General features: G+C 45.1%; 9 protein-coding genes and 1 pseudogene. 7 read left to right on the top strand and 3 right to left on the bottom strand.

The genetic code is table 11. The features are described from left to right. Positions 1-261: pseudogene (locus H740_RS11810) on the top strand (hypothetical protein); the annotation flags it as partial. Positions 262-530: 269 nt separating this feature from the next. Continuing rightward, positions 531-1,274 carry an abortive infection family protein gene (locus H740_RS01250; RefSeq protein WP_002950525.1) on the top strand — a complete coding sequence of 248 codons (744 nt, stop codon included), beginning with the start codon at positions 531-533 and terminating at the stop codon, positions 1,272-1,274. A 435-nt stretch (positions 1,275-1,709) separates the two neighbouring features. Here H740_RS01250 and H740_RS01245 read toward each other — a convergent pair whose 3' ends face one another. From H740_RS01245 to sodB, 3 genes are all read right to left on the bottom strand, one after another. Next, positions 1,710-3,815, bottom strand: a complete 2,106-nt coding sequence (locus tag H740_RS01245) for a ribonucleoside triphosphate reductase (RefSeq protein ID WP_002950524.1) — start codon at positions 3,813-3,815, stop codon at positions 1,710-1,712. A gap of 333 nt (positions 3,816-4,148) precedes the next feature. Continuing rightward, the gene (locus H740_RS01235) at positions 4,149-4,514 is read right to left on the bottom strand and encodes a hypothetical protein (RefSeq protein ID WP_002950507.1); all 366 of its coding nucleotides are present in this window, start codon (positions 4,512-4,514) and stop codon (positions 4,149-4,151) included. Between the two features lie 188 nt (positions 4,515-4,702). Beyond that, positions 4,703-5,353: a superoxide dismutase [Fe] gene (gene sodB / locus H740_RS01230; protein ID WP_002950504.1), complete on the bottom strand. Its 651-nt coding sequence runs from the start codon at positions 5,351-5,353 to the stop codon at positions 4,703-4,705. A 356-nt stretch (positions 5,354-5,709) separates the two neighbouring features. On the opposite strand from sodB, the gene H740_RS01225 reads away from it, so the two are divergent. From H740_RS01225 to H740_RS01205, 5 genes are all read left to right on the top strand, one after another. Then, complete coding sequence (locus tag H740_RS01225; RefSeq protein WP_002950501.1) at positions 5,710-6,708, top strand: DctP family TRAP transporter solute-binding subunit; 999 nt, start codon at positions 5,710-5,712, stop codon at positions 6,706-6,708. A 6-nt stretch (positions 6,709-6,714) separates the two neighbouring features. Continuing rightward, a complete protein-coding gene (locus H740_RS01220; RefSeq protein ID WP_002950499.1) occupies positions 6,715-7,257 on the top strand; it encodes a TRAP transporter small permease in 543 nt (180 codons plus the stop codon). 9 nt (positions 7,258-7,266) lie between these two features. Next, positions 7,267-8,550, top strand: coding sequence for a TRAP transporter large permease (locus H740_RS01215; protein ID WP_002950497.1), 1,284 nt, complete (start codon positions 7,267-7,269; stop codon positions 8,548-8,550). Positions 8,551-8,775: 225 nt separating this feature from the next. Beyond that, the gene (locus tag H740_RS01210; protein ID WP_002950495.1) at positions 8,776-10,035 is read left to right on the top strand and encodes a sensor domain-containing diguanylate cyclase; all 1,260 of its coding nucleotides are present in this window, start codon (positions 8,776-8,778) and stop codon (positions 10,033-10,035) included. A gap of 113 nt (positions 10,036-10,148) precedes the next feature. Continuing rightward, the coding region (locus H740_RS01205) for a hypothetical protein (RefSeq protein ID WP_002950489.1) at positions 10,149-11,202 on the top strand (1,054 nt) is incomplete at its 3' end.

The raw sequence follows: 11,202 nt of genomic DNA, 5'->3' as shown, positions 1-11,202 counted from the left end.
GGGTCTCAGGGTAAAGGGGGGGGGGGCAGGGATATAAATGGCTACTACGTTACGGGCATGGATGTACAAGATAAGTTTATTTATCTGCTCTCGAAACAATACTCAAGCATCCTAAAGCTTGATCCGCGCAGCAGAAAGATCGTGGAGGTTTATAGATTTGAAGGCGTGAGCGACACTCATACGCTCGCTATCAAAGAAGGTAAATTTTATGTCGTGTCCAGAGAAAGCGGCGCTAATAAAATTTTTATTTTCGAGAAGTAAAATTTAAGCCGTCTTTTGGGCGGCTTAAATTTATAGATAATTTAAAACAAGGCGTGTAACTTCTCGTTCGGCGATCAAATTTTATATTTTTATACTCATCCAAAACCACCAAACGACTTTGATGTTTTTCTTTTTGCTAAATCGCTTAAAGCTCTATTCGCTATAATGTCGTCGTAAATTTAACTCAAAAAACCGTTAGTGGCTATGAAATTAGATGAAATATCTTAGTAAACTATCTACATAATTTTTTTGATTTTATGGAGAATTAAATGAACGAATTATTCATTCAAGCCGAAACGCTACAAAACCTTTTGATTTCTCATGCCACTGGAGGGCGAGAAAATAATGTTGAATACACGCGTCTAAGACAGACAGTCCTTGCAAATACAGCACTTGACGCATATGTTCCTCAATTTATAAAAACATGTAGAAATCTCGATCAATTTTGGCAGTTTATAAAATATAAGTTCGGTAGCTATGCTGAACGTCGGAATTATATATGGTCTGAGTTTTCTTCGTTATTAGAAGCTCTAGAACGGGGCGGTTTGGCTCCGTCTGATGAATTTGTGACTAAGGGCATAAAGAAAATTGATTCTGCTCACGTTCAAGCAGCATGGTCAAAAGCATTGGACAGAAGAGCAAACGATCCAGAAGGCGCAATTACATCAGCTCGAACGCTGATAGAAACAGTCTGCAAGCATATCCTTGATGATATGAATGTCCAATATGATGACGCGGTAGATTTACCTAAACTTTACAAAGAAACCGCGAAAGTTTTAAATCTTGCTCCGTCGCAACATACAGAAGAAGTATTCAAACAAATTCTTGGTGGTTGCACGGCTGTTATTGAGGGATTAGGAACACTTCGTAACCGTCTAAGTGACGCTCACGGCAAAGGAAAGGTCGGTGTGAAACCTGCATCGCGTCATGCCGAACTGGCTGTTAATTTATCTGGATCATTGGCTAGTTATCTTTTAGCTACTTGGGAGACCCGCAAGGAAACACAAATTTGATAATAGGTAAGAGTCTGCTATTTAACTCGCACTCTTACGCAGACTGCGACGCCGTGCGTAAATTTAACAACAGACCTACCAAATGCGGTAAATTTTGCTACAAATTTTAAAATAAAGAGCTACGTAATGTCGTGTCGCTTTTGGTAATTTATCGAAAAATCACAATTTAAAGCCGAATTTAAAAAGGTCGGACTTTCATCCGACCCAAGTATCAGAAAAGGGGATAAACTAAAATATATAAACCGCGCCGAGTACGATAACCGCCCTTAGGTAAAAGCCGCCTATAAGCACGCCGTATTCGTTATAAACACAGCTTTTTATCTCCTCGCCGCCGTGCGCGCAGACGCTGCCACCTGCATTTACGATGCAGCTGCGAAGTATAAATTTACTTCAACTAGATAGCGGCAAAATATAGCTTAGCCGCTCAAATTTAGCCTATTTTACGCTATTTTCAGACTTAAATTTAGCCAAAAGCTCCTCGTCGCATTTCGGGCAGTATTCGTGCTCGCCGCTGATGTAGCCGTGCTTAGCACAGACGCTAAAGACCGGCGTTATCGTGATGTATGGTAGCTTGTAGTTATTTACCACGCCGCGTACGAGATCTTTGCACGCTTCGGCCGAGCTGATGCGCTCCTTCATGTATAGGTGCAGCACCGTGCCGCCTGTGTAGGAGCTTTGCAGTTCGTCCTGTAGATCGAGCGCCTCAAACGCGTCGTCGGTGAAATTTGCCGGCAGCTGCGTGGAGTTGGTGTAGTAGATATTTTCGCCAAAACCGGCCTGGATGATGTCCGGATAGCGCTTTTTGTCCTCTTTGGCGAAGCGATACGTCGTGCCCTCGGCTGGCGTGGCTTCAAGGTTGTAAAGGTTGCCGGTGCTCTCTTGAAACTCGCGAATTTTACCGCGTAAAAACTCGATCATCTCGATCGCAAACTCACGCCCAAAATCAGTCGCGATATTTTCTTTATCATTCGTAAAATTTCTCAAAAGCTCGTTCATGCCGTTGATGCCGATGGTGCTAAAGTGATTGTTAAAGTGCTTGAGGTAGCGTGCGGTGTACGGATATAGGCCGCGTTCGTACATCTCTTGGATAAAGGCACGCTTTTTTTCAAGCGTAGATTTAGCTAAATTTAGCAGATACTCAAGGCGCGTGTAGAGCCCCTTTTTATCGCCTTTATATAGATAGCCTAGGCGAGCTAAATTTAGCGTCACGACGCCGATACTACCGGTCATCTCTGCACTGCCAAATAGTCCTCCGCCGCGCTTTAGCAGCTCGCGTAAATCTAGCTGCAAGCGACAGCACATCGAGCGCACGTGACCCGGCTTATAGGCTTTGTCGTTTGCGACGCGGTTGCCGTTTTCATCGATCGTGTACTGGCTGCCGACGAAATTTTGAAAATAGCTCGAGCCCATTTTTGCCGTGTTTTCAAAAAGCACCCTCGCCACCTCGCTGTCCCAGTCGAAATCCTCGGTAATATTTACAGTAGGGATCGGGAAGGGAAAAGGCTGCGAGCACTTGTCGCCCTCGGTCATGATCTCGTAAAAGGCCTTATCTATGCGGTTCATTTCGGGCTCAAATGCGCGGTAGGTCATATCGGTTAGCTTACTAAAGCCGCGTTTTTGCGCCTCTTTAGCAAGCTCCGCATCCTCAATGTCGCTAAATATATGCCTATCCTCGCGCGTCGGGATCTGATCGCGCAGATCGCTCGGGCAAGTAATGTCGATCGTTACGTTGGTAAACGGGCTCTGACCCCAGCGAGCCGGCACGTTTAGGTTAAAGATAAAGCTCGTTATCGCCTTTTTGATCTCTTTATCGCTTAGCTTGTCGCGGAAAACGTAAGGCGCTAGATAGGTGTCAAAGCTGCTAAACGCCTGCGCGCCAGCCCACTCGCTTTGTAAAATTCCTAGAAAATTGGCCATCTGATACAGCGCCTCTCTAAAGTGCTTGGGTGCCTTGCTCTCGACCCTGCCGCGCACGCCGTTAAAGCCCTCGTTTAGTAGCGCCCTCAAACTCCAGCCCGCACAGTAGCCCGTGAGGCAGTCAAGATCGTGGATGTGATAGTCGCCGTTTCGGTGTGCGAGGCCCTCTTCTTTGCTATACACCTTATCTAGCCAGTAGTTGGCGATGACCTTGCCCGCAGTGTTGTTGATGAGACCGGCGTTTGAGTAGCTGGTGTTTGAGTTTGCCAGGATGCGCCAGTCGGTACCATTGATATACTCGCTGATAGTTTGGGTGGAGTTGATGTAGGTGGTGTCTTCGTTTAGTCCTAAAATTTGCTCGCGCTGAAGCTTATGCGTGTGGCGGTAGAGCATAAAGCTCTTCATCACGTCGAAGTGTCCCGCGTTAAAAAGCGCCTTTTCGATGTAGTCTTGCACGTCCTCGACGCTCAAAACTTCGCTGTCAAACACGTGCCCCATCACGTCTAAAAAGACCTTGTCGTCGTACTCTTTGGACTCGCTTTCAAAGGCTTTTTTGATCGCGTCTTGGATTTTATACGGGAGGTATTCTTGCTTCGTGCCGTCGCGTTTTAAGATAAATTTCATTTCATTCCTTACGTTAAATTTTGATGATAAATTTAACGAAAGTATAGGCAAAGTTGGCTTAAAATTTAGTGACCGAAATTTGCGCTCCGGGCATTTTAAAAATGTCATTTTTAAGTTTAAAATCTCTTTTAAATCGCGTATACTTGGGCATTTTATAAAGGGCTTATAAATTTTAAGACAAAGCTGTTTTTGATAAGATATATTAAATTTGAGCAAATTTGAAAGCAAGCTAAAAAACAAGCGAAAGTTCAAATTTGACGAGATTTTGCGGGAGTTAAATTTGGTAAATTTGCAGAGGAGAGAGTCCCGCCGTAAAATTTGGCGGGAAAGTTTTTATTCGTCGTATCTTAAGAAAATATCCTCGCCGCCTTTTGCAAGGTTTAGGATACCTTCGCCGCGTTTAAACGTTATCTCTGTACCGATATCGTCGTTCGCTAGTCTTACGCCGCTTGCTGTAACTGCGTTTTTAAGGTTGATTTTGTGACCTTTGCTGTCTTCTAGTAGGGCTGTGTTAAATTTATCGGTAGAGCTTAGTCTAACGACGTATTTCGGATCGTTTACGCCCGTAAATTTAATAACTTCAGCTTCTGATTTGGTGATCTGAGCTTTGTTTGCGCTCTCGCTTTTGTGCGCGTGGCAACCGCTAAGCATAGCAACTGCAGCAAAAGCCGCCAAAGATGAAACTAAAAACTTCTTCATTTTCGTCCTTTTTTGTGAAATGAGACTCGAATATTACTTCAAAATAGTTTATATAAAGTAAACTTAGCCAAGAAGGAGTCGTTGCTCAAGGCTAAATTTACTCGCGGACTTACGCTTGTTTAGAAAATAAGCCGCCGCAAATTTATCGCCACTCTTAAAAAACTCGCGATATCGGCGAATTTTTGGCATTAATGGCAGCCGCAACCGCAGCAAGATTTAGCACCGCCGTGAAGCTCGGAAACGTAAAATTTAACCGAATTTAGCCCCTCTTTTAACGCCCATTCGTAAGCGCTTGAGACGAAATCCCAGTTGATGTTTTCAAACAACTTCTCCAAATACGCAGGACGCGCGTTTCTGTGATCTACGTAGTATGCGTGCTCCCAAACGTCCGCGACTAGAAGCGGTACCAAGCCGTCAGTTACCGGAGTTTGCGCGTTGCTAGTTTGTACGATTTGTAGTTTATCCTCTTTTGGGTTGTAAACTAGCCACGCCCAGCCGGAGCCAAAAAGCGTAGTCGCAGCCTTTAAAAACTCCTCTTTAAAATTTGGAATATCTTTTTCTAGGCGAGCTTTTAGCTCGTCGCTCATTTGGCTTTTTTTCGCGATGCAGTCCCAGTAAAAGTCGTGGTTATAGACCTGAGCCGCGTTGTTAAACACGCCGCCCGAGCTTTTTACCAAGATATCAAAGAGGCTTGCACCCTCAAACTCGGTACCTTTTATCAAATTATTTAGGTTATTGACATAGGTTTGGTGGTGTTTGCCATGGTGGTAACTACAGGTTTCCTCGCTGACGACGGCGTTTGCTTTCGGATCGAAAGGCAGTTTTCTAAGTTCAAACATAATTTTTCCTTTGTAATAAAATTTATCCGTATTATAGCAATAAAAAAGTAATTAATTTATTAACGCGCAAACAAACCCGCCTATGCTTCCGTTTTATCAAATTTGACTCGTCTCGCCGCACGAAAAGATCAAATTTGATAAAAATAATGTGTATTTTCGTAACACTTAGTCTTTTTAACGTTATATTTTACTTTGGCCTGCTCTCAAATTTGACGGTCAAATTTGAGATATTGTTACTTATTTACACATAAATTTGAAATTTATTGCAAAAAGTCGAAACATTTTCACGCAGCCGCTTTTTTATGAATTATAATTGCTCCTAGCTGATTTAGCTAATCTTTAAAAAAGGATCACAGATGAAAATTAAGTTACTTTCCGCACTGCTTCTTTCTTGCGCACTTGCGGGCAGCGCGTTTGCCGCAGGCAAAACATACACGATCAAATTCGCCCACGTCGTGGCCGCCTCTACGCCAAAAGGCAAGGCTGCCGACTTTTTTGCTAAACGTGTCGGCGAGCTTAGCGGCGGAGCGATCAAAGTCGAGGTATATCCGGCCGCATCGCTGATGGACGACGATAGGGTTTTTGGAGGGCTAAAGCTTGGCAACGTACAGATGGCTGCGCCTAGTTTTTCTAAATTTACGCCGATAGTGCCGCAGTTTCAGCTTTTTGACCTGCCGTTTATCTTTAGAGACAACGCCCATCTTTACGCTGTTCAAGACGGTGAAGTCGGACAAGCTCTAAAAGATATGATCGCTAAAAAAGGCTTCATCGCGCTTGATTTTTGGGATGCTGGATTTAAGCACTTTAGCTCGAGCAAAAAGCCTATCGTAGAGCCTGCGGACGCTAAGGGACAAAAATTCCGTATCCAAAGCTCAAAAGTGCTTGAAGAGCAGATCAAAGTAGTCGGCGGCAACCCGCAAGTATTGCCGTTTTCAGAGGTTTATCCGGCCCTTCAACAAGGCGTAGTCGATGCGACCGAAAACCCGCTTTCAAACTTCTATAACTCCAAATTTTACGAGGCGCAAAGCTCTTTAACGCTATCAGGCCACGGATATTTGGGATATTTAGTCGTTATGAGCGAGAAATTTTGGAAAGGCTTGCCTGATGATATGAAGGCTCACGTAACGCAAGCTCTAAAAGAGGCTACGACTTACGAGCGCGAAGAGACGGCTAAAGAAGAAGAGCATATTTTAAGCGAGCTTAAAAAATTCGCAAGCGAGAGCAAAAAACTTGAGATCATCGAGCTAAATGCCGATCAAAAGGGCAAATGGGCAGAGGCTATGAAGCCGATTTATCCGAACTTCTACAACGTGATAGGTCAAGATTTGATAGAAAAAACGATAAATACGAAGTAGGATTTTATGGGTAAATTTTTTGAGATTTTGGATGTCGGCATCGCCTCGGTAAACAAAACCGTGGCGGTGCTAGGCATCGCTGCAGGCACGCTACTAGCCTTTGTTAACGTAGTGATGAGATACTGCTTTAACACGGGCTGGTCGTGGGCCGGCGAGCTAACTAACTACCTTTTTATCTGGTCGGCGTTTTTTGCCGCCGCTTACGGCTTTAGAAAAGGCATACATATATCGGTTACGATTTTAATCGAGAGATTTCCGCCCATCGTCGCAAAGGCCTATCTCATCTTTGCAAACGTACTAACGACGGTGTTTTTGATGTTCATCGTGGTTTATAGCGTGCAGTATCTGCAGGTGATGTACGAGCTTGATTTCATGAGCGTGGATCTAGGCATACCGCAATGGATACCGATGTTGGTATTACCGATCGCTTTTTTAGGAGCCAGCTATCGCGCCGGAGAGAAAATTTACCAGATCGCTATGACGCCTTCAGATAAAGTCATCATAAACAACGAAGCCGAGATGATACGCGACTCGGTCAAGAAAAGCTAAGGAGAGCCTATGACCATCGCATTTTTGTTTATCTCGCTGTTTGGCCTCATGCTTATAGGCGTTCCCGTCGCCGTTTCGCTTGGAGCTAGTACGGTTATCACGATGCTTTTTTTCACGGATCTTGACGTCGCGACGATACCTCAGCTCATCTTTGACGGTATCAATAAATTTGCCCTCATGGCGATCCCGATGTTTATCCTGGCAGGAAATTTACTGAGTAAGGGCGGCTCTGCTAGACGCATTATAGATTTTGCTAAATCCATGGTCGGACACCTGCCGGGCGGCCTACCGATGAGCGCGATATTTGCGTGCGTTATATTTGCCGCGGTTTCGGGTAGCTCGCCAGCTACGGTCGTAGCGATAGGCTCCATCATGTTCGTCGCTATCAAAGAAGCAGGCTATCCAAAAGAATACGCTGTGGGTGGCATCACAACCGCGGGCTCTCTAGGCATCCTCATCCCGCCTTCGGTCGTTATGATCGTTTACGGCGTGACGGCTGAGGTCAGTATCGCGCAGCTATTTATGGCGGGCGTGGTGCCTGGACTGATGCTAGGCGGTATGATGATAGCGCAGACTTATATCGGAGCGAAAAAACTCGGATTTAAAGCTACTACGCCTGAGCCTTGGAGCGAGCGAATAAAAAAATTCGGCAAGGCGTTTTGGGCGCTGCTAATCGTAGTAGTAGTTATCGGTGGTATCTACGGCGGCATTTTCACACCGACCGAGGCTGCGGCGGCTAGCGCGATATATGCGCTGATTATTTCGCTATTTGTCTATAAAGATATCAAATTTAAAGACCTGTGGGACATCTGCCTAGAGTCTGCCATCACGACGGCTATGATATTTTTCATCATCGCAAACGCGGTCGTGTTTGCGTATCTGCTAACTAGCGAAAACATCCCGCAAACGATAGCAGATAGCATCCTAGCCGCAAATATCGGCAAGATAGGCTTTTTAATCATCGTAAACATCCTGCTTTTCATCATGGGACAGTTTATGGAGCCATCATCGGTCGTGATGATCATGGTGCCGCTACTGCTACCGATCGCGACTGCGCTAGGCGTGGATCCGGTGCACTTTGGCATCCTGCTAATCGTGAATATGGAAATCGGCATGATCACGCCGCCGGTCGGGCTAAATTTATTCGTCGCCAGCGGCTTAACGGGCATGAATCTAAAAGACGTCATAGTCTCATGCTTGCCGTGGACTTTGACGCTATTTATCGGGCTTATTTTAGTGACGTATATCCCAGAAATCTCGCTTTGGCTACCGAGGCTGATGTACGGAGGCTGATTTAAATTTGCAAATTTACGGCGACTCGCTCGGGCTTATATGGCTCGGCGAGCGGTCCGTAAATTTAACGCTCTTCTTCAAATTTACGTCAAATTTACGCTCAAATTTAAGCTAGCAAATTTTTAAATTTTAACTCCTCGCAAAAGGTAAATTTTAAACCGCCACAAAAAGCCTCGTTAAAGCTCGCCTGCTGTATCATAACCGAAAAACAAAAAGAGGGCAGTCATGTACCGCATCAAACTGCATATTTGTTTAACCCAGGATATAAAAAATAAGCTTGAGCAATATGGCAAGATCCCGCCCAAACCGCGCTTTGAGCATAAATTTGAGCTCATAAAAAGTGCCTGCGACATCCCCGCACCCATCCCAGACGAGCATCAATATCTAATCATCGCAAGCGAGGATTGCGGGTTAAATTTATCCGAGCTAAAAAACTGCATCGGTGAAAACGGCTTTTTGGCGATTTACGCGAGAAATACAAGTAAGATAACTGGCGAGCAAAAAGAAGTCGCGGACGAAATTTGGCCCCAAGCTGCGAATTTAGATGATTTTTACTTTGAAAAAGCGCTAAATTTGATCGCCGAGCGCAAAGAGGCATGGCTACAAAAAACCTGGCTACAAACACTGATAAACTCGTCTCCGGATATGATCTGGTTTAAGGATATGGACGGGCTGCACCTGGAGGTAAATGACGAGTTTTGCCGAGTCGTAAATAAACCAAAAGAACTCGCCCGTGGCAGAGATCACTACTATATTTGGAACATCTCAAAAGATATATACGAAAGCTCAGAGTACGTCTGCGTCCAGACCGAGGACGACGTCGTAGCAGCACACAAGACCTGCCTTTATGAGGAGGAGGTCATGAAACCAAACGGCAAGCCAAGCAAGCTAAAAACATATAAAACGCCGATATTTGACGGCAAAATCATCATCGGTACCGTCGGTATCGCGCGCGACGTAACAAAAGAACATGAGTATCTGCAAAACATCGAGTATCTAGCTCACTACGACCAGCTCACGGGGCTAGCCAACCGCAACCAGCTAGACGCCTTTTTAGACGGGCTAAAAACGGTGCGCATGAGCATACTTTATATGGATCTGGATCGCTTTAAGCAGGTAAACGACGAGCACGGACACCAAGCGGGCGACAAGGCTCTAGTCGCGATCGCTGGACTGATAAAGGAAATTTTTGCCGACGCTATGAATGTGCGTATCGGCGGGGACGAGTTTATCTCGATATTTACCGACGGAGCAACCGCGCAAAGTATCGCACCTAGGGTGCAAATTTTGATCGACCGATTTTTTAAAATTTGTCAAGAAAATCCGCTATTTAACAGGCTGTGCGTGAGTGCTGGCATCGCAGAGGGAAGGACCGGGCCTAACTCCTTTGATCTACTGCTTCAGCGAGCCGATGACGCCCTTTATAAAGCAAAGCACTCGGGCCGCGGCACGTACTGCGTAAGTCCGCGAAAGGATTTTGAATAAATAAATTTACGCGAATGTTTGCTAGCGAGCAAACTGCGTTAAATTTTTCTACACTAAATTTTCCTCAAATTTTGCCGATATCGTTAAAAAGCCAAATTTTAAAAGGACTTTAGATGATAGGCGGCGTAAATGGATTTAACCCAAATGCAAATTTTGATTTTAGCGGCGCTCGCGGGCAAAATTTAAAAGCGCGCGAGGAAAAAGAATCTGCCGATTCGGCCTCAAATTTAAGCTTGACACAGCCGAATTTAACGGCGCGAGTCGATTATGATGCTCTTGATCCGGATAAACTAGACCGAAATCAGCTCAAAATTTGGGCAGACAAGGTTGGTCCCGAGAAGCTAACGGGTAAAAATTTAAGCATGTGGCTGGGCGTAAAAATGGGGTTTGAAAAGGTTATGGATGATTGGCGCAAGGAGCTCGGACTAAAGCCTGACGAACCGGTATTTGCAAGGAGGATATTTTCTCTAAGCGGCTATACGAGAGACGATAAAATCAGCATCTGGGGCAAGTTAAACGGACTTGATCCAAACGTGAGCAAAGAAAAAGCCGCCGAGATAAAAAGTTTCGTAGATAGCACGCAAGCCCTGATCGCGCACGCGGGCGATCCGTCCGATATATTTAGACAGGACGTCTTTAGCGTGGATAAGTTTTTGAGTAAATTTAACGTCGATCTGGGCGGATTTGGTCCGGGGCTTGGCATGCGTAGCGGCAGCGGCCTGATAATGGACTCCCAGGCCTCGAAGCTACTGGATTCAGATATGAGCGAGGAGGAGTTTAAAGATAAATGGCTCGAGTACGCGGCAAATAAAATCCTAGGCGAATACGCAAACGTCAAAATTTCGCTCAAGGATAGCACGCTAAATTTCGACCAAACGCCCGCAAAAGAGCGCATTACGCTTCTGGGGCAAGATATAGAAGATCGCGTGAGCTACGCGGACGAAGCGAGCAAAAAAGAGTTTTTTAAATTTCTAAAAGACGTATTTAAAAACGGCGAGAGTATCGGAGACGCGCTACAAAAAATCGCGCTAAAAAAGGGCGACTTTGACAAAACGGTCAAAGAAGAAGCGCAAGCAGACGCCGCAAAAGAAAAGAAATTTAAGCCTATACAGGCTACTAGCAAAAGCCAAACCTATATTTATAAGGATATAAAGCGCGAGTTTTTCG

Origin of the sequence: Campylobacter showae CC57C (assembly GCF_000344295.2) — a bacterium.
Lineage (GTDB): Bacteria > Campylobacterota > Campylobacteria > Campylobacterales > Campylobacteraceae > Campylobacter_A > Campylobacter_A showae_B.
This window is presented reverse-complemented; position numbering and strand designations above follow the sequence as displayed.

Coding starts and splice junctions, on each gene's coding strand:
- H740_RS01220 (WP_002950499.1), top strand. CDS start 6,715: ATGGGTAAATTTTTTGAGATTTTGGATGTCGGCATCGCCTCGGTAAAC.
- H740_RS01210 (WP_002950495.1), top strand. CDS start 8,776: ATGTACCGCATCAAACTGCATATTTGTTTAACCCAGGATATAAAAAAT.
- H740_RS01225 (WP_002950501.1), top strand. CDS start 5,710: ATGAAAATTAAGTTACTTTCCGCACTGCTTCTTTCTTGCGCACTTGCG.
- sodB (WP_002950504.1), bottom strand. CDS start 5,353: ATGTTTGAACTTAGAAAACTGCCTTTCGATCCGAAAGCAAACGCCGTC.
- H740_RS01245 (WP_002950524.1), bottom strand. CDS start 3,815: ATGAAATTTATCTTAAAACGCGACGGCACGAAGCAAGAATACCTCCCG.
- H740_RS01235 (WP_002950507.1), bottom strand. CDS start 4,514: ATGAAGAAGTTTTTAGTTTCATCTTTGGCGGCTTTTGCTGCAGTTGCT.
- H740_RS01250 (WP_002950525.1), top strand. CDS start 531: ATGAACGAATTATTCATTCAAGCCGAAACGCTACAAAACCTTTTGATT.
- H740_RS01215 (WP_002950497.1), top strand. CDS start 7,267: ATGACCATCGCATTTTTGTTTATCTCGCTGTTTGGCCTCATGCTTATA.